The 23,704-nt window shown below is 31.4% G+C and carries 24 protein-coding genes; 20 read left to right on the forward strand and 4 right to left on the reverse strand.

Annotation, left to right across the window (positions count from 1 at the left end; all coding sequences use genetic code 4):
* Window positions 1–26: 26 nt before the first annotated feature.
* Window positions 27–1,217 carry a phosphopentomutase gene (locus tag ACOMC1_RS01315; protein WP_420330844.1) on the reverse strand — a complete coding sequence of 397 codons (1,191 nt, stop codon included), beginning with the start codon at window positions 1,215–1,217 and terminating at the stop codon, window positions 27–29.
* A gap of 123 nt (window positions 1,218–1,340) precedes the next feature.
* Between ACOMC1_RS01315 and pfkA the strand changes: the two genes are divergently transcribed.
* Entirely contained in the window at window positions 1,341–2,327 is a 987-nt protein-coding gene (gene pfkA / locus ACOMC1_RS01320) for a 6-phosphofructokinase (protein ID WP_420330845.1), read from the forward strand.
* Window positions 2,328–2,440: 113 nt separating this feature from the next.
* Window positions 2,441–3,865 carry a pyruvate kinase gene (gene pyk / locus ACOMC1_RS01325; protein WP_420330846.1) on the forward strand — a complete coding sequence of 475 codons (1,425 nt, stop codon included), beginning with the start codon at window positions 2,441–2,443 and terminating at the stop codon, window positions 3,863–3,865.
* Between the two features lie 64 nt (window positions 3,866–3,929).
* Here the strand turns inward: pyk and ACOMC1_RS01330 are convergent, their stop codons facing one another.
* Window positions 3,930–4,268: a YigZ family protein gene (locus ACOMC1_RS01330; RefSeq protein ID WP_420330847.1), complete on the reverse strand. Its 339-nt coding sequence runs from the start codon at window positions 4,266–4,268 to the stop codon at window positions 3,930–3,932.
* Window positions 4,269–4,324: 56 nt separating this feature from the next.
* Between ACOMC1_RS01330 and ACOMC1_RS01335 the strand changes: the two genes are divergently transcribed.
* The 4 genes from ACOMC1_RS01335 (at window position 4,325) to ACOMC1_RS01350 (ending at window position 7,270) form a co-directional block, all read left to right on the forward strand.
* Complete coding sequence (locus ACOMC1_RS01335; protein ID WP_420330848.1) at window positions 4,325–4,840, forward strand: hypothetical protein; 516 nt, start codon at window positions 4,325–4,327, stop codon at window positions 4,838–4,840.
* Between the two features lie 2 nt (window positions 4,841–4,842).
* The gene (locus tag ACOMC1_RS01340) at window positions 4,843–5,001 is read left to right on the forward strand and encodes a hypothetical protein (RefSeq protein WP_420330849.1); all 159 of its coding nucleotides are present in this window, start codon (window positions 4,843–4,845) and stop codon (window positions 4,999–5,001) included.
* 72 nt (window positions 5,002–5,073) lie between these two features.
* Window positions 5,074–5,487, forward strand: coding sequence for a MarR family winged helix-turn-helix transcriptional regulator (locus tag ACOMC1_RS01345; protein WP_420330850.1), 414 nt, complete (start codon window positions 5,074–5,076; stop codon window positions 5,485–5,487).
* A complete protein-coding gene (locus ACOMC1_RS01350; protein WP_420330851.1) occupies window positions 5,465–7,270 on the forward strand; it encodes an MATE family efflux transporter in 1,806 nt (601 codons plus the stop codon). The genes ACOMC1_RS01345 and ACOMC1_RS01350 overlap by 23 nt, the downstream gene beginning before the upstream one ends.
* 123 nt (window positions 7,271–7,393) lie before the next feature.
* Here the strand turns inward: ACOMC1_RS01350 and ACOMC1_RS01355 are convergent, their stop codons facing one another.
* On the reverse strand, window positions 7,394–8,290 hold the full coding sequence (locus ACOMC1_RS01355; protein ID WP_420330852.1) for a nucleotidyltransferase: 897 nt from the start codon (window positions 8,288–8,290) through the stop codon (window positions 7,394–7,396).
* Window positions 8,291–8,384: 94 nt separating this feature from the next.
* Here ACOMC1_RS01355 and rpmF point away from each other — a divergent pair, with 94 nt between their 5' ends.
* The 10 genes from rpmF (at window position 8,385) to ACOMC1_RS01405 (ending at window position 19,320) form a co-directional block, all read left to right on the forward strand.
* A complete protein-coding gene (rpmF, locus tag ACOMC1_RS01360; protein WP_420330853.1) occupies window positions 8,385–8,573 on the forward strand; it encodes a 50S ribosomal protein L32 in 189 nt (62 codons plus the stop codon).
* 179 nt (window positions 8,574–8,752) lie between these two features.
* On the forward strand, window positions 8,753–9,193 hold the full coding sequence (locus tag ACOMC1_RS01365; RefSeq protein WP_420330854.1) for a division/cell wall cluster transcriptional repressor MraZ: 441 nt from the start codon (window positions 8,753–8,755) through the stop codon (window positions 9,191–9,193).
* Window positions 9,193–10,095, forward strand: coding sequence for a 16S rRNA (cytosine(1402)-N(4))-methyltransferase RsmH (gene rsmH, locus ACOMC1_RS01370; RefSeq protein ID WP_420330855.1), 903 nt, complete (start codon window positions 9,193–9,195; stop codon window positions 10,093–10,095). The genes ACOMC1_RS01365 and rsmH overlap by 1 nt, the downstream gene beginning before the upstream one ends.
* 8 nt (window positions 10,096–10,103) lie before the next feature.
* Entirely contained in the window at window positions 10,104–11,336 is a 1,233-nt protein-coding gene (locus ACOMC1_RS01375; protein ID WP_420330856.1) for a hypothetical protein, read from the forward strand.
* Window positions 11,337–11,370: 34 nt separating this feature from the next.
* Window positions 11,371–12,534, forward strand: coding sequence for a cell division protein FtsZ (gene ftsZ / locus ACOMC1_RS01380; protein WP_420330868.1), 1,164 nt, complete (start codon window positions 11,371–11,373; stop codon window positions 12,532–12,534).
* A 258-nt stretch (window positions 12,535–12,792) separates the two neighbouring features.
* Window positions 12,793–14,391, forward strand: coding sequence for a CTP synthase (locus tag ACOMC1_RS01385; protein WP_420330857.1), 1,599 nt, complete (start codon window positions 12,793–12,795; stop codon window positions 14,389–14,391).
* A gap of 133 nt (window positions 14,392–14,524) precedes the next feature.
* Window positions 14,525–14,797: an HU family DNA-binding protein gene (locus tag ACOMC1_RS01390; protein ID WP_420330858.1), complete on the forward strand. Its 273-nt coding sequence runs from the start codon at window positions 14,525–14,527 to the stop codon at window positions 14,795–14,797.
* A gap of 249 nt (window positions 14,798–15,046) precedes the next feature.
* Window positions 15,047–17,695, forward strand: coding sequence for an isoleucine--tRNA ligase (gene ileS, locus ACOMC1_RS01395; RefSeq protein ID WP_420330859.1), 2,649 nt, complete (start codon window positions 15,047–15,049; stop codon window positions 17,693–17,695).
* Window positions 17,696–17,722: 27 nt separating this feature from the next.
* Window positions 17,723–18,376, forward strand: coding sequence for a signal peptidase II (locus tag ACOMC1_RS01400; RefSeq protein ID WP_420330860.1), 654 nt, complete (start codon window positions 17,723–17,725; stop codon window positions 18,374–18,376).
* A gap of 65 nt (window positions 18,377–18,441) precedes the next feature.
* Window positions 18,442–19,320: an RluA family pseudouridine synthase gene (locus ACOMC1_RS01405; RefSeq protein ID WP_420330861.1), complete on the forward strand. Its 879-nt coding sequence runs from the start codon at window positions 18,442–18,444 to the stop codon at window positions 19,318–19,320.
* 28 nt (window positions 19,321–19,348) lie between these two features.
* Here the strand turns inward: ACOMC1_RS01405 and ACOMC1_RS01410 are convergent, their stop codons facing one another.
* Window positions 19,349–20,020, reverse strand: a complete 672-nt coding sequence (locus ACOMC1_RS01410) for a ribonuclease HIII (RefSeq protein ID WP_420330862.1) — start codon at window positions 20,018–20,020, stop codon at window positions 19,349–19,351.
* Window positions 20,021–20,090: 70 nt separating this feature from the next.
* Between ACOMC1_RS01410 and ACOMC1_RS01415 the strand changes: the two genes are divergently transcribed.
* From ACOMC1_RS01415 to scpB, 4 genes are read left to right on the forward strand one after another with little or no spacing between them, the layout of a single operon-like run.
* Entirely contained in the window at window positions 20,091–20,390 is a 300-nt protein-coding gene (locus ACOMC1_RS01415; protein WP_420330863.1) for a 4'-phosphopantetheinyl transferase superfamily protein, read from the forward strand.
* Complete coding sequence (locus ACOMC1_RS01420) at window positions 20,391–21,173, forward strand: lysophospholipid acyltransferase family protein (RefSeq protein WP_420330864.1); 783 nt, start codon at window positions 20,391–20,393, stop codon at window positions 21,171–21,173.
* A 15-nt stretch (window positions 21,174–21,188) separates the two neighbouring features.
* Window positions 21,189–21,923, forward strand: a complete 735-nt coding sequence (locus ACOMC1_RS01425; RefSeq protein ID WP_420330865.1) for a segregation/condensation protein A — start codon at window positions 21,189–21,191, stop codon at window positions 21,921–21,923.
* The gene (scpB, locus tag ACOMC1_RS01430) at window positions 21,916–22,482 is read left to right on the forward strand and encodes an SMC-Scp complex subunit ScpB (protein ID WP_420330866.1); all 567 of its coding nucleotides are present in this window, start codon (window positions 21,916–21,918) and stop codon (window positions 22,480–22,482) included. Before ACOMC1_RS01425 ends, scpB begins: the two co-directional genes overlap by 8 nt.
* Window positions 22,483–23,704: the final 1,222 nt, after the last annotated feature.

Genomic DNA, 23,704 nt, shown 5'->3' on the forward strand with positions numbered 1-23,704 from the left:
ATATAAAAAAACACCATCTGGTGTTTTTAAATTAATTTATCTGTAATGTCTTCACCTGTTCCGGTAAGTTCAACATCTCAGTTTTTAGCAACTATGTTACCTAGTGTTCCAAATCCTTTTGCATCATCAAGTTTCATTGGTTTCTTAAATGATTTTGAAAAGATTGTTCCTGGTACCATTTCTCTTGTGTGGTCAGAACCTGGTCAAGAAGGATCATTACCGTGGTCTGAAGTGATGATTAATAAATCATCTTCTTTCATTGCATTTTTAAGTTTTGTTAATTTGATATCGAAGTCATTAATTGCTTCAGCGTATCCATCAATATTTCTTCTGTGACCATAGTGTGAATCGAATTCAACTAAGTTAGTCATGATAAATTCATCGTTTGTATCTTTAGAAACTAGGTCGATTAATTTATCCATTCCATCATTGTTTGATTCTGAGTGAATTGCAACATCAATCCCATGTCCTGAATAAATATCGTTGATTTTTCCGATTGAAGTAACTTTAACACCTTTTGCTGCTAAGTCATCCATTACTAATCTTTCAGCTGGTTCAACTGCATAATCATGTCTGTTTGCAGTTCTTTCAAAATTTGATTTGTTTGTTCCAGTATAAGGTCTTACGATAATACGTCCAACATTTCATTCTGGTCTTGAATTACAAATTTCTCTTGCTGCTTTACCATATCTATAAAGAGTTTCAAGTCCCATAGTTTCTTCATTTCCACAAATTTGTAGAACTGGATCGGCCGAAGTATAAACAATAACCTTACCTTCATTAATTTCAGTTTCTCCTAATTCAGTTATTATTTCAGTTCCTGAAGCCGCTTTGTTTCCTATGATTTCTTTTCCATCAAATGCTTTTGATAGTTCATCTAACATCTCTTGAGGGAAGCCTGTTTCTGTAAATGTTGGGAAAGGTGTAACTGTTTTTATACCCATCATTTCTCAGTGTCCTGCTAATGTATCTTTAGCATTACCTAGCTCTATAAGTCTTACAGTGAAAGCATTTTGCTCTTTTGTAGGTGGCATTCCTTCTAAGTTAACAATATTATTAATACCCATTTTTCTTCATGTTGGGATGTTTAATAATCTTGTTTTTGAAATTGATGCAAATGTGTTTGCTCCAAAATCTCCAAACTCTTTTGCTCTTGGACAATTACCTATTCCTAGTGAATCTGTAACTATAAAAAATACTCTATTAAATTTTTTCATTTTCTACCTTCCTTTATTGAATATTTATATTATAATATACACACATGTGTTATTACCTAAATTAATGCAAATAATTTGTGAAAAAAGGTTTAAAATAACAATATATAAAGAAAGAAGGAAAAAATGATTAAAAAAATCGCTGTCTTAACATCAGGTGGAGATGCACCTGGAATGAACAACGCTGTTAGAGCTGTTGTTAAACATGCACAAGCAAGAGGTATAGAACCATTCTTAGTAATCGAAGGGTACAAAGGTTTAGTTGAAAACAACATAATACCTGCATCTGAAACAAATGTGGATAAACAATATAGAAATGGTGGAACATTTATTTACTCTGCTCGTCTACCAGAATTCGCTGATATAAAAGTTAGAGAAATCGCCGTTAAAAATCTAAAAGATAGAGGAATTGAAGCCGTTATTGTTATCGGTGGAGATGGTTCTTACATGGGGGCTAAAAAATTAACTGAAATGGGAATTAACTGTATTGGTATACCTGGTACAATTGATAACGATATTGCTTCTTCTGAAACAACAATAGGATTCGATACAGCACTTAATACTGTTGTTGAATCAGTTGATAGAATTAGAGACACAATGAGATCACACAATCGTGTTGCTATCGTTGAAGTTATGGGACGTCACTGTCCAGACTTAACAGTGTTTGGTGGAATCGCTGCAAGAGCTGAAGCTGTTGTAACATCAGAAAACATTTTTTCAACACAAGATTTCGTTGATGTAGTTAAGAAAACACAAGAAATCGGTAAAAGATCTGTAATCATTATGGTTGCTGAATTAACATATGGAATTGATGGTAGACCTTCATTAGAAGAAATCGCTAAAGAAGTTGAAAAACAAACTGGTAAAGTAACAAGAGTTTCTGTATTAGCTCACCAACAACGTGGTGGAATTCCAACTGCTATGGAAAGAGTATGAGCTACAAGAATGGGAGTTCACGCTGTTGAATTACTAACAAATGGTATTGGTGGAAGAGTTGTTGGTAACAAAGGTGATGAAATAACTGACTTCGAAATTATGGAATCATTCAACATGCCAAGAAAATCAAGAAAAGATTTAATTGATATGACTAATAAGATGAATATTATTAAATAGCTTAATGCTATTTTTTATTATTAACTTTATCCCAATAAATAAAAAAAGTGTTATACTTTAAATGAATATTTAATAGGATAAACTACTAATTATTTATAAAAACAGGAGACAAAATGCAAATTACAGATAAAAGAACAAAACTTGTTGCAACTATCGGACCATCATCAGATAGTGAAGCAATGCTTACAAAACTAGCGCAAGCTGGTATGACTACAATTAGAACAAACTTTTCACATGGTGATAAAGAAGAGCAATTCAACAAAATGAAAAAAGCTTGAAAAGTTCAAGAAGAACTAAAAAGACCAATCTCAGTATTATTAGATACTAAAGGACCAGAAATCCGTGTTGGTAAAATTGGTGAAGGATCAATCATGGTTGAAACAGGAGAAATCCTTAAAGTTATGACTGGTAAAGACGACTTCGCTAACCACGTTGGTGTTAAAGGTGAATTTTCAGTTTCATATGAAATGCACTTAGACGTTAAAAAAGGAGACAAAGTTCTATTTGACGACGGTAAATTAGTTACTTTTGTTGAAGAAGTTAATGAAGGTCACATTATTGTTAAAGCAATAAACAACCACAAACTTAAATCAAACAAAAGAATTAACCTTCCAGGAATCGACTTCTCTCTTCCATTCTTAGCTGAAAAAGATAAGAACGATGTTAAATTCGGTGTTGAAGCAGGAATCAACTATGTTGCCGCTTCATTCGTTAACACAAGAGAAAACGTTATTGAATTAAGAGAACTAATGGACGCTGCTGGCGGAAAACACGTTCAATTAATTTCAAAAATTGAATCAGTACTTGGTATCAAAAACATTGATGCAATTATTGAAGCATCAGATGGAATCATGGTTGCTCGTGGTGACCTAGGATTAGAAATTCCTTTCCAAGATGTACCTTTCTGAGAAAAATACATCATTAGAAAATGTAGAGAAGCTGGTAAACCAGTTATCGTTGCTACACAAATGTTAGATTCAATGGAATCATCACCTCAACCAACAAGAGCTGAAGTTACTGACGTATACTTCGCTACAGAACTTGGTGCAGATGCAACAATGCTTTCAGGTGAATCAGCACTTGGACAATTCCCAGAAGAATCAGTAGCAGTTATGTCACTTATTAACATGACAGCAGAAAAAGAATTCTACAACAAACTATACTACCCAGTACAATTAGAAACAATCAGAAAAGTTTCAAAAGGTGCTAGAGCAGATATCGCGTTTGACGTTGCTACAAAAACTCAAGATGGTGACTATAAATTCGCTGTTGTTCTTTCAAGAACAGGTGAACTATTAAGAGAAGTAGCTAAATTCAGACCAAACACAGCTGTAATTGGTATTCTAAATGACGAAAAAATGATCGGTGGATTCGGTATTACTTCATCAGTATTCCCATCATTAGATTCATTAGAACTATTTGAAAAAATTAAAGCAAACCCAGCAGAAGCTAAAGAAGCTCTAAAAGCTTACGGTGCTGAAGCAGGAGATAAATTCCTAGTAGTAGAAAACGAAAAAACAACAGAATTCGTATTCTAATTAAAATAAACGCAAAAAACATTAATAAAAATACCCATTTCCAAGGGTATTTTTTTTATTTAATTTATATAACTTCTTTTGAAGCGTTTACATAAGCACGGATTAATCCACCAGCACCTAATTTTTTACCACCATAATATCTAACAACCACAACTAAGATATTTTCTTTTTTCTTTAATCTTATAATATTGAATATAGGTTTGCCTGCTGTTCCGCTGGGTTCTCCATCATCTGACATCCCAGCCATTTCAGAACCATTATTAACTAAATAAGCATAACAAATATGACTAGCGTCATTATATTGTTGTCTCATTTCAAACAATTTTTCTTCAACTTCCATTTTTGAATGTACTTCAAAAGAGTGGGCTATGAATTTTGATTTTTTAATTTCGTGTATGAACATATAATTAATTCTACCAATTTCATACATATTTTCAATTTTGTTTTATAATTTTAATTATGGGATTAGCAGATATTATTTTATGATCAGTATCAATAACACTTAGTGTTTTTTCAATTATCTTTGCCGGTTGGGCAGCCTACTCATCAAGTAAGGCCAACACTCGTTTAAGAGACACGATTTCAGCAGAATGAGTCGTTAATGAAACAGCTAAGTTATTTTTCGACCAAATAAAAGAGTTGCAAAAGCATAATGCAAAAGCAATCGCTAAATTGGAGGGAGAAGTTACATATAAAACATATGCAACTTATTCAGCACATACTAGATTCAAAATAATACCTAAAGTTTCACAAAAGGTTCTTCTGAAAACAGATTATTCAGAATTAACTAAAAAGTATATAGAATTAAAAAAATTGTTGGATCAACAATTCATTGAGCAAGTAGATTTAAAAATGCTTTCATCACAAGCGCAGGTTCCTGCATCAGTTAAAAAGCAATTAATTAAATATCACAAAACAATAGCTGCATACACAAGAGAAATTCTTTCAGATTATGTAGCGGAATCATCGAGGTAATCATGGCTAAAAAAGAAAAGAAACAAAAATTAACACCAGAAGAAATTAAAGCAAGAAGAAAAACACTTTTAATAGTATTTATTTCATGCATGATACTTATGGCTGTATTAGTTGTACCATTAGTAATTTTAGAAACACAAGGTATTATTTCTAGACCATAAATATTGGTCTTTTTTTATATCAAAAAAACATTAAAGATTAAACAAAGGTAATTATTACTATATAATATATCTATGAAATTAAAACAAGCACAAAAAATATACGCTAAATTAAGCAAAGCGTATCATGAAGCAATCAGAGATATGAATTTACAAGAGATGAGAATTCGTGTAAAAGATATATTCCTTTTGGTTCATATAAAAGAATTTGCTGAAGGTAAAAGTGTATCCGAAATGGCTGCATATAAAATGCAAAATGAATGTATTGGAATTCGTACTGAAAAAGATGTAAACAATTTCAAAGTTAAAATATCTAAAACAATCAAAAGATATGTGCAATTAGGTTTAATTGAAACCATTCAAGATGAACAGGATAAAAGAACTCATAGAATATATGTTACTTCAAAAGGTCAAAAGATTATTGAAGAAATAGAGTCAAAAGTTCAAGTCATTTGAAAGGAAAAATATGAAGACCAAGTCACAAAATAATTCAACTCTTTCTGTAAAAGAAAAAAGAAGACAAATGTTTTTAGAAACACCAATGTGAAAACTTCTTATTAAGATGTGTTTACCTGGTGTAATCATTATGTCGATTATGGGGATTTATAATTTCTCTGATAATATTTTGGCGATTAACTTCGCTTATGATTCATATCTTGATATAGCCCAAGGTAATAAAGAAAATGCTCAACGTATAGTAAAAGTCATTATGGCTTCTATTATGCCAATGATGAATATAAGTTTAGCATTAGTTATGATGATTACCGTTGGTGTTTCCACTAGGGTTTCTATTAACTTAGGTAGAGGTGATGTTGATAGGGCTAAAAATACTATCAAAACAGGTATGATGATCGGTATGGGAATTATGATTATTACTACGCCAATTATTATTGCAGTATCAAAATCATGAATTGCCACACAACTTCCAGAAATGCAAGATCCTCGCATGGCTACTTTGATTCAAGATGAAGGTTTCAAATATTCAACAATTATCTTATGTTTCCAAGGGATATTTTTCTTTAATAATATGATTTCTTCATTGTTGAGAACAGAAGGGAGAATGAAAGAAGCTACTTTAGCTATGTTCATACCTGTTATATTTAACTTACTTGCTGATTACTTATTAATGGGTCCAGGTAAAATGAGTATTGAAGGAGCTGCTACAGCTACTGCAATAGCTGATGTTATAACAACAATAGTTCTAGTTATATGCATTATCCGTATCAAAGAATCAAATATAAGATTCAAAAACTTATTTGGATTTAAATTCGCTGCAATATCATTGGTGGGTATTTTGTTAGTTGGTATGGCTCCATTCTTCAGGAATGCAGCTCAATCAATAACAGGTACAGCTCAAATGAATATAATTGCTGACATCGCTCAACACTTATATCCTAAAAATCACGCATATATGACTTTCATTCTTACATCAGCGTTTCCAATTTTTGGATTATTCTTCCCAATGTTATTCGGGATAGTTCAAGGAGCTGCTCCGGTTGCTTCATATAATTATGGTGCAGGAAAAACAAAAAGGGTTAAGAAAGCGGTTTTCTGATCATTTATTTATACATTGATATTAGGGATTATAGTTTGACTATTAGCTTCCGTAATATTGGTGAATCCACTTCTTGATGCTTTAGGAGTAGAAAAAAATAAAGAAAAAGTTAAAAAAGTTATCATGATACTTATGCTTGGTGCTCCATTATTTGCAATCGCAATTGCGGGTATGGTTCTATTCAGTTCAACTGACCGTGTAGCATTTTCATTTATTTCTTCAACATGTAGAGGATTTATATTATTTTTCCCAATAATATATATTTTCAAAGCTGTAGCAATTGCAAATCCACAATATGATGATGCATTTTGATGAATGTTCCCAACATTATCATTTGCATCTGGAGCTGTTATTGGTGTAATGATGATTATAACTATGAGAAAGCTTGAACAAAGACATACAACTCTTGATGAGAGAATTGAAATGGTTGATAAAACAATTATGTCGTTTGTTGAGGTAAGAAAAACAAATAGAAAATCAAGAAAAGAACTAAAAGAAAAATACAAAGCTGATAAAGCGAGTGGTAAATATTCTAAAAAAGAACTTAATGAAAAACATTCTCAAGACTTAAAAGAATTAAAACTTGAAATTGAAAAAACAAAAAAAGATAAAAAACTTGAAACTAAACTATTTAAACAAGAAATCAAAAAACAAAAAGATTTAGAGTATAAAAAGTTTAAGGAAGACAAGAAACTTCTAAAGACTAATAAAAAGTAGCTATAAAGCTACTTCTTTTTTTAAAAATTATTAGTAAGATTTATGGATTTAGATCTTGTTGTAATATTTGGTGTTGCTTACTGTGCAAACTACACAATTGAAAAGTAAAAATAACCCAAGTGGTTATTTTTTTATTTGTAATAGTACATATAACATAACTCTTTTGATTCTTGAAGAAGTATATCTTCTAGAATTAGTTCTATCGACAAACTCTTCATATGTTTCAGCATCTATATGTTTTTTAAATAGATTTTCCATACCTTCAGAAATTAAAGGGCATTCTGCAATCTCTTCTGGAGTGCTTTCATTTACTATTCTTTGGAACTCTTTATAATGATCTTCGATTCTTTCTGGCGTGTTTTCGAATTTCATAGGTGTCCATTGAGAAATGTCATTACCCAACATAATCTCTTTTCTAATAAAAGAAGCTGATGCAAATTCATTATTTGTTTCATCCGAATGGAAATCTACAGTTCTTTTTATTGAATGTGGTTTAATACTTAAATTCTCTTCCACAATTGTTTTAATATATTCTAATCCTAAAATATCATTTGGTAAAGTTACGTTTTGACCGCTTAATTCCGAAAGAGCTTCAGCGGCTGATTTAGGAAATGAGAAACCTTGTTTTAAATATTTCTTTAAGGTTTTATTATATATAGATTTATTTTCTTTTATTGTTCTAGCTATTAATAATAAGTTATCAACATTATTTGATTCAGAACCAAATAATAATATATCTGCATTATGCTCCACAGCTGTTAACACAGCTCCTCTTGCAAATATATGGGCTGCCTGAGTAGCGAATTCAAATGGAAGCTCATATACTTCATCCGCTCCGTACTTTTTAGCCATAGAGGCCCTTTCCTCAAATGAGGCTACTGCTAGTTCTCCCCTTTGTACATATCTACCGGACATTATTATTATAATCTTAGCGTCAGGTCAAGTTCTTTTTGCATACTCCAATTGGAATATGTGTCCATTATGGAATGGATTATATTCTGCTATTATTGCTATTGTCATAAAATAATTTTAACATTTTAAATATTAATTGCTACTTTGCTAAATAATTTGCTATAATTCTTTTACTAAATCAATAAACTTATAAGGAGGCATCATGGCTATAGTACCAAAGAGAAAGACATCCAAACAACGTAAGAGAACAAGAAGAGCACATGACGCACTAACACCTCAAAACTTAGTTGCATGTAAAAATTGTGGAGAAAAAATCCAACAACATAGAGCATGTAAATTCTGTGGATTTTACAAAGACAGACAAGTTATTGAAGGTATTAATGACAAATAGAATTTAATACAATTCGAGAACTCATGTAAAAGATCAAATTCTTTTACCAAAAGAGCCTATATGGCTCTTTTTTTTCGCCTTTTTTTAGTCTGAAAAATATGTGAAAAAAGTGGAAAAAACTTGCATCGTTATAAATAAAAATGTTATAATGTGGTTGGTAGTGGAAAGGAGTGGAAATAATGTTTGGACATTTTCACAGGTCATTAGACGACAAAAAACGTATAGTTTTACCTGCTAAGTTTCGTAAGGAACTAGGTGATGTTGTCTACGCGACTTTCGGACCAGACGGAATCTTAGAGTTAAGATCCGCGGACGAGTTTGAAGCAATGCGTGCGAAGCTTATGTCAAACAACATGCTTAACAAGAACTTAAGAATTTTCGTAAGAAAAATCTTTGGTAACACTGTTGACTTAAAAGTTGATAAGCTTGGACGTATAAACATTCCAGATCATTTCATTCTTAAAGCTGCCATCAAAAAGGAAGTTTCATTCGTTGGGGTTGGTAACAAAGTAGAACTTTGAGACAAAACTGCATATGAAAACTTCCAAAACGAAGTGGATTCAGAAGGTTCATATGATGAACTTGCTAATGCACTGTTCGAGTCAGGAGTTGAGATATAGTGGAAAAACATATTCCAGTTATGCTTGATGACTGTTTAGAACATTTAGAACTTAAAGATAATGGGACTTATGTCGATTTAACTTTAGGTCGTGGTGGTCATTCATCAGAGATTTTAAAAAGAATACCAAATGGAAAATTAGTAGCATTTGATAAGGATACTCAAGCCATTAAAGAAAGTGGCGATCGTCTTTCTCAAATCTCAAATAATTTCGAACTTATTCATTCAGACAACAGATATTTTAAGAATGAATTAGAGAAAATCGGAATTACATCCGTAGACGGTATCTTATTAGATCTTGGTGTTTCATCCCCACAACTGGATGACGCGCTAAGAGGTTTTTCTTACAATAAGGAAGCACGCCTCGATATGCGTATGGATCAGACGCAGGATTTAGATGCTCATTTTATTATTAACAATTGAAGTGAAGAAGAGTTGGTTAGAATTTTCTATGAAAACGCTGATGTTAAGCTCCCAAAAAGAGTTGCGAAAGCAGTCGTTGAAAATAGACCAATAGAAACTACATTAGAACTTGTCGATATTATTAGGAGTTCACTTCCAGCTAAGATCGTAAGACAAAAGAATCCAGCGAAAGCTGTATTCCAAGCAGTGAGAATCGCAGTCAACAATGAACTAGATTCTCTTAGAGATGTATTAGAGCAAGGTATCACTATGTTAAAGCCTGGTGGTAAATTCGCAATAATCACATTTCATTCTATTGAAGACAGGATAGTCAAAAGGGTGTTTGGTAATCTTACCAAAGACACCACTGGAAAACTTCCAGTTATGTTTGAAAAAGAATTCACTGTTAAAACAATTAAGCCGAAGAAAACAGAAGTCGAATTGAACAGAAGAAGTCGTAGCGCTAAGTTAAGGGTGCTCAAAAAAGAACAAGAAAGATAAGGGAAATCATGCAAAGAAATTTAATTACGAACGTTAAAATTTCCAAAGGTGCAATTCAAGTTATTTGTATCGAAACTATTTCTACTGAACTAGTAGAGATATTTAATGATACAAAATGAACTTCTAATCCTTTAGAACAAACACGTTTTATTAAAGATTCTATTTCTCAAATTAATAAAGCAATAGGTGGAAAAATTAAATCTGTGGTTGCTATAGTTGAGTCTAACAAAAAGACAAACTTAGAAATCAAAATGTTTAATAAAGAAATCGCAATTGCTTCATCATTTGTGACACAAGATGATATTAATAATGTAATTAAATTAGCTGAAGCTCAATATCAACCATCTGGACAAGAAGTAATTCTAGTTCAGCCAGTTAGATACGTAGTTTCTGGTGTGGAAAAGAAATCTTATAACAAAGCTCCGATCAACAAAAACGGGAAAAAATTAAAGGTGAAGGTAGCTCTTTCATCAATTTCCAAAGTTGTGAAGAATTATGTTAAAGAAATTATTGAAAACGCAGGACTATCAGTATCTCAAATACTAACAGATGCCCATGTTATACCACAAGCAACTATCTCTAACTCAGCTATTGCTGAAGGAGCTATCTCTGTGCACATTGGCATGAAACGTACATATGTTACTGTTAATGTTAATTCAGCAACTATATCAACATTTAACCTTCCATTAGGATTTGTTAATTTGGTGGAGAAAGTTTCCGAGTACTTTGAATGCTCGCCAGAAACTGCCAGAAACCTGATTAAAGTCTATGGAAAATTGGATAAAGGTTCAGATGATATTATTTTTACCACTCAAAAAGGTTTAAAATCAATATCATTTACTCAAAACAACTTAAATTCAATTATTGGTCAATTTGTAAATAGAGTGGCTGCATATGCACAAGCATTCATTGGTAAACATGAGTCGCTGAAAAAATTATCAGTAGTAATAAGTGGAGAGATCAAAAACTTCACAGGGTTAAAGGAATTCGCTAGTAAATCATTTAGTTCCGAATTTGTTTCAATATACAAACCATTAATGTTTATTGCGTCAAATACTAAAAATCTAGAAACAATTGGAACAACAAGTTTTATTAGAAGATATGATAAAGTTATTGGAAAAGACTTTAATACAATCGTGATGACCAACCCGAATACAATCGATACATTAAGAAAAACAAAGACAAGCTTCATTGCAAGATTTATAAATAAAATAGGAGGAAAGAATGTCAGAACTACTTAATACAGACAACATTTTAAATAATAGCGAATCGCACATTGGTCCTAAAATAGACAATATCGCTACAATAAAAGTTGTTGGTGTTGGTGGTGGTGGTAACAACACAGTTCACTCTATGATTAAAGAGGGAATTCAAGGTGTTGAATTCATCGTTGCTAATACTGACGAACAAGTATTGAATGCTTCTATCGCGCAAACAATTTTACCATTAGGTAATAACGAACGTGGTTTAGGAGCTGGTGCAAACCCAGAAGAGGGTCGTAAGGCTGCTCTTCAATCAAAAGACATAATCAAAGAAACACTTAAAGGTGCAGACATGGTTATTGTTGCTGCCGGAATGGGTGGTGGAACAGGTACTGGTGCCGCACCAGTTATTGCTGAAATAGCTAAAGAGCTAGGAGCATTAACTGTCGGAATCGTAACTTCACCATTCTCATTCGAAGGTACAAAAAGAACTAAAAACGCTGAATTTGGTCTTGACGGTATGAGAGCCGCTACAGACTCACTTATTGTTATTTCAAACAATAAACTTTTAGAGCAATATGGAGGAATCTCTCTCAAAGATTCATTCTTATATGCAGATAAAGTTCTTAAACAAACAGTTAGAACAATTACAGATCTAATTGCTATACCAGCGCTTATCAACCTTGACTTCGCAGATGTTTGTACAGTTATGAGAGGTAGAGGTTCTGCATTAATTGGAATTGGTAAAGAATCATCAGGTGACGACAAAGCTGTCAAAGCCGCAATTCATGCCATTTCATCTCCAATTCTTGAAGCTTCTATTAAAGGAGCAACAGATGCAATTATTAACGTATCTGGTGGGAACATAACACTTGACGACGCGAACCAAGCTGTTGCAACAATTCAACAAGCGGCTGGAGAAGATTTAAATATTATCTTTGGGGTTTCAGTAAATGAAAACCTAGGTGATGAAATCTACGTTTCAGTTATCGCTACAGGGCTTAACGATAAAGAACCAAAATTATCAGAAGAAGAAATTAAGGCTGAAGTTGCTAAAGCAGTTGAAACAATGGAAATCTCATTTGAGAACGAAGAAACAAGAGAAATTCTTGTAACTAATCCATTACCTGAAGAGGACAAACTGTCAATAACAGATGAACGTGAATTAACAAACACAACACCGTTTGACGATCCGGAAGATGACGATGACGATCTTCCAGCATTCTTAAGAAGATAGTTAAAATTTCAACATTAGCGATGTCTCGAAGCTATAGAAATTTATACAGTCTCCTTATAAGTTTAATTAAGAAAATTATTGAACTTTTTGGAAAGCTGGATTCGCATAAGAATCTTTTTATAAGAAAGAGTGACTAACTAGTTACTCTTTTTTTATTATCTTTTTTTAACCCTTAGAATAAATGATTCTTAACATATATAAATATGTGTATAATATTCTTATTGAAATTAGCGAATTAAGCATCATAAGGAGAGTAAAATGGCAAAGTATATATTTGTAACGGGTGGAGTATTATCAGGGCTTGGAAAGGGAGTTTCAGCGGCTTCTGTAGGTAGATTATTAAAAGCGAGAGGGTATAAAGTATTTGTTCAAAAATTTGACCCATACTTAAACGTTGACCCAGGAACAATGTCACCATATGAACATGGTGAAGTTTATGTAACTGCAGACGGAGCAGAAACAGATTTAGATTTAGGGCACTATGAAAGATTTATTGATGAGAAATTTTCTAAACACTCTAACTACACAACAGCACAAATATTTAAAAGATTAATGGATAAAGAAAGACGCGGAGATTTTGAAGGAAAAACAGTTCAAATAGTTCCTCACATGACTGATGAAATTGAACATTTAATTAGATTAGGTGGAAGAACATCAAAAGCAGATTTTGTTATAACTGAAATTGGTGGAACAGTTGGGGATATTGAATCACAATCATTCTTCAGAACACTAGCAAGTATGTTATTGAAAGAACCGGAAAATTGTTTCTTCATCCATACAACATATATACCTTTCCTTACAGCATCAAAAGAATTCAAAACAAAACCAGCACAATTCTCAATGTCTGAACTATGATCACTTTCAATTAAACCAAATATGGTTTTCATGAGATCAACAAACCCAGTTACAAAAGAAATTCATACTAAAATTTCAAGAACTTCATTCATTCCTGAAGATCATGTAATTTCAGTTCCGGATGCAGGGAACATTTATACAATTCCTCTTGCTCTTGAAGAACAAAAGGTTGCTCATAAAATCCTAAAACATTTAGGTATGAGTGTTAAAAGACCAAAACTTGATGATTGAAAAGAATATGTAGCTCTAATTAATAAAGAAAAGAAATCAGAAGTTACAATTGCAATGATTGGTAAATATATCGAACTTGAAGATGCATATATGTCAATTATTGAAGCTCTTAAAATTTCTGCTAATTATACAGGTACAAAAATTAAATTAAAATGAATTCAAGCTGATAATATAACTGCAAGAAATATTGCATCAAAAGTTAAAGGTACACATGGAGCTATGATTTTACCTGGATTTGGTAAAAGAGGGTTTGACGGTAAAGTTATTGCTGCCAAATACTTAAGAGATATAGATCACCCAACATTTGGTATTTGTTATGGTATGCAAGCTATGACTGTTGATCAAGCTAGAAGAACAGGTATCAAAGACGCAACAACATCAGAAGTATCAGAAGAGGGTACATTCGTTATCGATTTCATAAGAGGTAAGAAAAAAACTGATGGTATCGGTGGAACACTTAGATTAGGTGAATCAAAAACATTAATTAAAGAAGGATCAATTGCTGAAAAAATCTATGAAGCTGATCACGCTATTGAAAGACATAGACATAGATATGAAGTTAATCCAGAATTTGTTTCAAAAATAGAAGATGATGAATTCCAATTCTCAGGATTTGATGAAAAAACAAATCTTGCTGAAGTTTGTGAAGTTAAAGGTAAAAAATTCTTCTTTGGTGTTCAGTATCACCCAGAATTTACTGCAAGACCACTTAGAGATAACCCTATTTTCACTAAATTCTTAAAAGCAGCAATCAAAAATAAAGCACTATAGGGTGCTTTTTTGTTATTTTTTATATGCATTGGCATTCTTTTTACATAAAATAATAGTTTCAATGTAAAATTATTAAGTAATATCCAAGAAGTCAAAAAAGGATATTAACAAAGAATTATGAAAGAGAGAAGATATGACAAATAAAAAAATGATGTCAGCTGATATTGCCAAAAAATTAGAATACAAACAAACTGAAATCACAGAGATTATCTATGAGTTTCTAAAGTTAGCTATTCACGAATTAAAAGCTGGTAAAAAAGTAAACTTAAACAAACTAGGTGTGCTTGAAATTATTGAAAAGCCAGAAAAACAATGTTACAACCCACACAAAAAAGCCATGATAACAATACCTTCAAGAAAAATTCTTGATTTTAGACCTTCAAAGCATATGAAAGATACTATTTAATATAGTATTTTTTTTCTTTAAAATATGCTAAAATAAAACTATAAATAAATATAACAATGACGAAGACACGTCCCTTTAATATTCTTGCTAAGAGAGTTGGTGTTAGCTGCAAACCAAACTGGAATATAAAGTGGGTATCACTTCCGAGTCTCATAAAAGCGTTTTGTTCACGTTACGAACACATTAAGAGTCCTGTTAGGGTGGTACGTTGGCCCCTAATGCGGACTCTTTTTGTTTGAAAAGGAAAATATGAAAAAAGATTACAAAGACACTCTAAACATGCCTCAAACAGATTTTGGTATGAAAGCTGGATTAGTTCAAAAAGAACCACAATTTAGACAAGAATGATTAGATAAAGATATTTACAAAAAAGCATTAGCAAAAAACAAAGAAAATCAAAAATTTGTTTTACACGATGGTCCTCCATATGCTAATGGGGATTTACATATTGGTCATGCTTTAAATAAAATTCTAAAAGATATTATTGTTAGATATAAAACAATGAATGGTTTTTATGCACCTTATACACCAGGTTGAGATACACATGGTTTACCAATCGAAAATAAAATGTTAGAAACAATGGATAAAAAAGCTGATGATTTCGATCCTGTTGCGCTTAGAAAAGAAGCTGCAAAATATGCTCTAACACAAGTTGCAAGACAAGAAGCGCAATTCAAAACATTAAACTTATTATCTGATTTATCTGAAAAATACGTAACTTTAGATAAGAATTTTGAGGCTAACCAACTAAAACTTTTCAAAAAAATGGCTCTTGATGGATTGATTTACAAAGGTCTAAAACCAGTTTATTGATCACCTTCATCACGTTCAGCTTTAGCAGAAGCAGAGGTTGAATATGCTGATCATAGATCACCTTCAATATTCGTTGCATTAGATGTTGTTAAAGGTAATGAAACAATATCTGCTGGAGAGAAATTAGTTATTTGAACAACAACTCCATGAACTTTAATCGCTAACTCAGGTATTGCCGTAGGAATGTCATTTGAATATTCAACAGTAAAAGCGAATGGTAATACTTATGTAGTTGCTACACAATTACTTGACTCTTTAGCTGCATCAGCTAAATGAGAAGAGTTTGAAGTTCTTAAATCATTCAAAGGTAAAGAATTGATTGGTCTTGAATATCAACGTCCAGTTAAAACAGAATTAACAGCCCCAGTTGTTGAAGGGCATCATGTTACATTAGAATCAGGAACAGGATTAGTTCATATAGCACCTTTATTTGGTGAAGATGACTTTATCATTGGTAAGAAATTTAAATTAGATATGATAATGCACGTTGAAGGTGATGGAAAATTCAATAAAGAAGCTGGAGAACTTGAAGGTATCTTTTATGAAGATGCCAATAAAGATGTTGGGATGAAACTTGATGCAGAAGGAAGACTTCTTTCTCTAAAATTCATGAAACACTCATACCCACACGATTGAAGAACTCATAAACCTATTATTTATAGAGGTGTTCCTCAATGATTTGTATCTATTTCAAAAATCAAATCACAAATATTGGAAGAACTTTCAAAAGTTAAGTCACACCCTGAATGAGGAGTTGCTAGACTATCACAAATGATTGAAAATAGAGATGATTGAACAATCTCAAGACAAAGAACATGAGGAGTTCCTATTCCTGTATTCTACGATGGTGAAACACCAATCATTAATGAAGAAATATTCGATAATGTTATTGAATTAGTTTCAAAACATGGTTCAGATATTTGATGAGAAAAAACAGCTGATGAATTATTACCTGAAAAATTCCAAGGAAAAGGATATACAAAAGAAATGGATATTATGGATGTTTGATTCGATTCAGGTTCATCTTCAATAGCTGTTAAACCTGAGGGTCAAGAAGCACCTTTTGATCTATACCTTGAAGGTTCAGATCAATATCGTGGATGATTCAACTCTTCATTGATTAATTCTGTTGCTTATAGAGGAGTTTCTCCATTCAAACAATTACTATCACATGGATTTGTTTTAGATGGTAAAGGTAATAAGATGTCTAAATCAAAAGGTAATGTTGTTTCTCCACAAGAAATTGTTGGTAAGAATGGTGCAGATATCTTAAGATTATGAGCAGCAAATTCAGAATTCACTTCTGATGTTACAATCTCACCTGAAATCATCAAACAAAATATTGATGTATATAGAAATTTCAGAACAAAAATGAGATTCATGCACGGTAATTTATTTGATTTTGATGCAACAATGGCTGTTGAACCAACAGGGTTCCACGCTTACATTGCTGAATTACACAAAAAAGTTAAACACCAAATAAAAGAGAGTTATGAAGCGTTTGAATTTAATAAAATGATAAAAATTGTTAATAATTTCATTATCAAAATTTCGTCATTATATTTTGAATTTGCAAAAGATGTTCTTTATGCTGATGATAAAGATTCAAAAGAAAGAAGAATGATTCAAACTAATATTTACAATATTTTAAACACATTAATCATTACTCTTGCTCCGATATTACCAACTACAACAGAAGAACTATTCAAATTAATGAACCCAGAAAAAGAATCAGTTCATTTAGAAGATTTCTTCCAAGTAGAATCAATTAATGAAGAAGTTTTCACTCAATGAGATGCATATTTTGAATTACTTGATGAAGTTAATAAAAAACTAGAAGAAGCAACTAAAGAAGGTCTTATTAGACGTAGAAATGAAGCAAAAGTTATTATAAAAACAGATAATGAATTCTTAAAATCATTAAATCTACAACAATTATTAATAGTTGCGAAAGTTGAATTCGGAACAGAAATTAAAGTTGAAACATTTGAAACTGTTAAGTGTCCAAGATGTTGAAACCATATAGATGTAGAAGAAATCAAAGATGAATTATGTATAAGATGTCATAAAGTTCTTAATAAATAAGGACTTTTTTTCTTATATAATACTTTTATGAAAAAACACTTTAAAAGAATACTTAATAAAATAGATAAACAAAAGATAATTCGGAATGCGATTATCCTCATCTTTACATTATCCGTTTTTATAGGTATAGATCAATTTACAAAGATATACGCTTTTGCTCAAAGTGGGCAAAGTTGAATCGGAGATGGTGTTAGTAGACCGCAAATTTCAGAAGGTAAACTATTTGGAATTAGATTAGTTATTAATACTGGTATGTTTTCATCTCTGGGTGCTGGTACTGTGCCTTATTGAGGTGTTCAAACTATCACATCATTAATTGCAATTGCAGTTATTATTGCAGCTTTATTTAGCAGTAGTAAAATCGTTGTATTTGGCCTTTCTTTAATTGCTTCTGGAGCACTAGGAAATATTATGGATAGATATATGTTGATTGAACCTAATGGGGGGCATTACGTTAGAGATTGAATATACAATCCATTTTATGACAAGGGGACATACAATATTGCTGATATAGAGGTTGTGTTTGGGTCTCCAATTGCTGCGATTGGATTAATTATCAATACTTTCAAAGAAACAAAAAAAGAAGATGTTAAAGATAATAAAGCCAAAAAGAAAAATTTTAAATCATTCAAGAAAACACAAGTTGCATCAAAAGAAACAGATTTAAAAGAAGAGAAGTAAAATAAATAAAAACTAATAAAGTAAATAAATAGGCGAAGTATCGCCTTTTTCTTTATAATACTTACATGGAAAAACTAGTAGCAAGATATACAGATAGAATAGATAAATACATTGCAGATAATACTGCAATATCAAGAACTGATATTCAAACATTAATTAAAGGTCATGCCATTAACGTTAATGGTATTTCAGTGAGAAAGGCAAACTTTAAAGTTAAAGAAAATGATGAAATTGAGGTAACGCAAGTAATTCAAAGAGAAATGAATGTTGAAGCAGAAGAAATGGAATTGGATGTTATTTATGAAGATGATGATTTAATCATTATTAATAAACCAACAGGATTAGTTGTCCACCCAGCACCAGGTCATCCAAATGGAACATTAGTAAATGGATTGATGCATAGGTTTAAAGGTCAACTTTCAGATATAAATGGAGAGGTTAGACCAGGTATTGTTCACCGTATCGATAAAGATACTTCTGGATTGTTAGTTGTAGCTAAGAATAACAGATCACACCAATTTTTAGCTCAGCAAATTAAAGATCATGATGTAAAAAGAACATACATGGCTTTAGTTAAAGGTAGAGTTACAAATGAGGTTACTCATATTGATTTACCAGTTGGTAGAGATGTTAAGCATCGTCAAAGAATGGCTGTGCAAAGACAAAATTCAAAACACGCTAAAACACATGTCTTCATTGAAAAAGTTATGGAGAACACAACTCTAGTAAGATGTGAATTAGAAACTGGTAGAACACACCAAATACGTGTTCACTTAGCATATATTGGACACCCAATCATTGGAGATCCTCTTTATGGAACAGCATTAGATTCATTTAGTCAAAGATTACATGCATTTAAATTAGAATTAACACACCCTAATGGTGAATTAATGAAGTTTGAAGCACCTGTGCCTAAAGAATTTTATGATAATGTTAAAAAATAAAATACCAATCATGGTATTTTTTTCATTTCTATATTACTTTTTCCGTTGTTTTAAATGACATTTTTGCAACTTCATTTAATTTATCTTTTCCATATTTTTTAACAAATTCTTTTGCACAAGCTACAGAACGATCGTTAGTTCCTAGTGGGAATGTCATATCATATCTTTTATTTTGTGACTCCATCATCTTTAAGAAATATGCTCTAGCAACAATTGAAGCAGCAGCAACTGAAACATGCTCCATTTCACCTTTTGTAACTAATTTTAATTCTCTTTTTAGTGGTGAAACATCTAGGGAACTTTTATCAAGTCTAGCTACATATTTATTGAATGAATTCTCATTAACAAATTGATCTAATATGATTAAATCTATATCATCAACTCTTGATTCAACAGCGTTAATAGCTTGCAAGTGTATTATGGTTTTTAATTCATGTGCATTAAAGGATGTGTTTAATTTGTTGTAACCTTTTTGTGAAAGGTGTCTAACACTGGATTTAATCATAGGTTTTATTTGTTCAAAAAGTTCAAGTATTTTTTTATCTGTAAGTTTTTTTGAATCGGTTATACCTAATGCTTCAAGTTTGGAAATGTATTGTGGAGGAACAAAAACGGCTGCTGCAACAAGTGGTGTTAAGTAATCACCAACACCAGTCTCATCTGCTCCTATTATTTTTAAGTTTTTATATATTGCTTTCATACCTTATATTATAAAGATTAAAAACCATTTTATGCATATCTATTGAATGCCTTTAAGGTATAATTGAAACATGATAGGTATCGACTTAACAAAAGTTTCAAGATTTGAAGGAAAAGAACTTCAATTTGCGAAGCGTATTTTAACAGAAAAAGAATTTGGATTTTTTGAATTATCTAATAATAAAACAAAATTCATTGCAACAAGATGAGCAATAAAAGAAGCTCTTTTTAAAGCGGATAATTCTTTAAGAAACTATCCTCACATGGAGATTGAGAAAAATCTTGGTAGATATGAGTTTGAGGGTTTTGAAATTTCAACTTCTGATGAAGAAGATTTTGTCGTTGCCGTAGTTATAAACAAGGAGAAATAAATGTCATTATTAAAAATTAAAGTTGGGTTACTTACACCTTATTGACTTTTTAAAGGTCATAGAGCAAATAGAATACATAAAAAATCATTAAAGGATCCAGAAAGATATTCAAACGAATTCAAATGAGGAGTTGCTGTTAAAAGAGCTCAGAAAACTTTAAAAGGGTTTAATGTTGTTTTAGATGTTAAGGGTTATGAAAACTTACCAAAAGGAACAGCGTTGTTAACACCTAACCACCAATCTTGAATTGATTCAGTTTGTCTTGTAGCTGCATTAGCAAAACAAACAGGTGAATCTGACGTTAAACATAAGAGAGCTGTATTCTTAGCTAAAAAAGAAGTTATGGATAAAAAATCATTTAGAGGTTGAGGGAGAATCACAAATACTTTCTTTATCGATAGAAAAAATTCTAGAGAATCTTTAAAACAACTTGATGCAATGGGTAAATATGCCAAAGAAGAAAATTCTTTAATGGTTATCTTCCCTGAAGGAACAAGAACAAAAGATGGAAAACTTCAAGAATTTAAAACGGGAGCTTTTAGATTAGCTAAAAAAGAATTTGTTCCAATTATTCCTGTAACAATCAACAACACTTATAAAGGTGCTAATTTTAATAGAAAAGGTAAAACACATGTAGAAGTTATTTTTGGTAAGCCAATTAAACCAATGACTTTCATGGGTCAACCAAACCAAAAAATTGCAGAAAGAGTTCAAGCAAAAGTTCAAATGAATTATAAAGAATTTGATGCATCTGAAAAATCTGTAAGAGAACAAGAAGTTTAGAAAGAAAAGGTCAAAATGCAAGAAAACGAATATCAATTAAATTTAGATAATTATAATGGTCCATTGGATCTTTTACTTGAATTAGTAAAAGATAAAAAGATGGATTTGTTTTCAATTGATTTAGCTGAATTAGCAACAGATTATTTAAGGCTTATAAATGAAATGGAATCAAAAGATATAGATATAGCTTCTGAGTACTTAGTTATGGCTACAACATTACTGCAAATCAAAGCTAGAATGCTTTTAGAGAACCCTAAAGAAGAAGCAAAAAATGAAGTTGATAAAAATCTACTTGTTCAAAGACTTGCTGAATATCAACAATTTAAACAATTTTCAGAAATTCTTAAAGAAAAAGAACAAGAACGTAAAAAGCTTCATATTAAAGAACATGAAGAATATAAAGTATTTGAAAAACCAATAGACGAAACTAAGCTTGATGGTTCATCTGACCCCATTAAATTAATTATGGCGTTAAGAAAAATGTTTGAAAGAACAAATGCAGCTAAATTCAGAAGTGGAACTATTTCCTCAATAAATGTTTCCCCTGAAGAAAGAGCTGAGGAATTAAGAGTTCTTTTAGATTCTAAAGATGAATTATCTTTTGAAGAGGTTTTCAGTGTTCCGACACTTAAGCATTTTGCAGTAACTTTATTGGCGATATTGGATATGGCTAGATTGCAAGAAATAACATTAAAACAAGATGAACAATTTGCCACAATCAGAATAATTAAAGGAGGTCTAGATGAATAAAATTATAGAAGCATTATTATATGTAAAAGGAAATGAAGGATTAACACCAAGGTCTTTCGCTTCTGTTTACGAAGAAATGAATACAGCAATAGCGCGTAAAGAGCTTAAGACATTTATGGAAGAGTGAAACAATGGCGAGCATGGTCTTGTAGTCGTTGAATATAAAGATCATTTTAAATTCGCTACTAAAAAAGAGTTGCATGATAAAATTTCAGAACTTGTTACTAATGAGAAAAAACAAAGATTATCAAATGCTGCAATTGAAGCGGCTGGTATCATTGCTTACAAACAACCAATTACAAAATCACAAGTTAATACAATTAGAGGTGTGGCGTCTGAAGCTGTTGTCAATACATTGCTAATGAAAGGTCTTATTGAAGAAGCGGGCGTAGCTGAAACACCAGGTAGACCTATCCTTTATAAAATTTCAAGTAAATTTTACGATTATTTCAATATCTCATCATTAAAGGAATTGCCAAAACTTTCTGAATTTGAAGAAGATCAAGAGAATGGGGATTTTGAATTATTTTCTTCTCAAAGATACGACAATGAAGAATAATGCCACTGGCATTTTTTTATTTTTTTATTAGATAATTTCACTTTCAATATTTGAATGTATGAAAAAAATGCTCATATAGCATTAAAAACCCTAAAACCTTTAATGATAAGGGTTTTAGGGTTTTTAATTGTAATAAAACGATTACTTATGGGTAGATAATGTGCAATTTTATCACTTATTCCTTTATTAATTCAACTTCTCCAATTTGGTTTTTATAGAAAACTATTATATAATTTAAAAAAGTATTGTTTAATACATTTTAATGTATAGTAAAAAACAAAAAAACGCCAAACGCTAAAAGACATTTGAAGAGGAGCCAACATGAGCAATAAATTTAAGGTAGCAACATTAACAACTATTTCCGTTCTTTCGGTAGCAACAATAGGTACTGGGACAGTAATCGCTTTACAAGAAGCAAATAATTCTAAAGGGAAAGCAATAGATATTTCTCGTGCGAGAACTATACAAGCAGCTCTTATGGATATCGATATGCCAGAGATGGATTCTTTAACTAAGCAAAATGTCAAGGAAATACAAGAAAAAATTAATGAAACAATTAAAAATTACTTAGTTTTTGATAAAAAGATCTCAAAGTATATCCCAATAGAACCCTTAGATTTATTTAAAAATGTAAAATCACAAGCAAATGGCACTTTTTTCAAAAAGGATATTAAAAAATACATTAAAGAAAATTACATTGATAAAGCAAAAGAATGAAAGAAGAAGATAAAAGTTAATTTTGGTACATTAAAAGGTGTAAAGGAAAGTCTTCAAAAACTTCAAAAACAAATAAAAGATACAGAAACTGCGTTAAATGCAAAAGAAGCAGAAAAATCAAAATTAGAAACAAAACTTTCTAAAGCGGAGATTGCAGAGAGAAAAGCTAAAGCGGCGGCAAAAGATGCTAAAGCAAAACTTGATGCTGAAACTGCCAATACAGCAGGATTGATTAAAATCTCTAACGATGCTAAAGCTGCACAAGCAAAAGCTGAAAAAGATGCAAAAACTGCACAAGATAAACTTGATGNTGAAACTGCCAAAACAGCAGATNTAAATAAAAAACTTGCAGAAGCTAAATCAGCANNAGCAACAGCAAAAGATAACTTAGACAAGGCTACAAAAACATTAAACGATGAAAAAGCTAAAACAGCAGGACTAGTTAAAATTTCTAANGATGCTCAAGCTGCACAAGCAAAAGCTGAAAAAGATGCAAAAACTGCAC

The sequence above is a fragment of the Mycoplasma todarodis genome, from assembly GCF_965212735.1.
Taxonomy (GTDB): Bacteria; Bacillota_I; Bacilli_A; order Mycoplasmatales; family Metamycoplasmataceae; genus Mycoplasma_K; species Mycoplasma_K todarodis_A.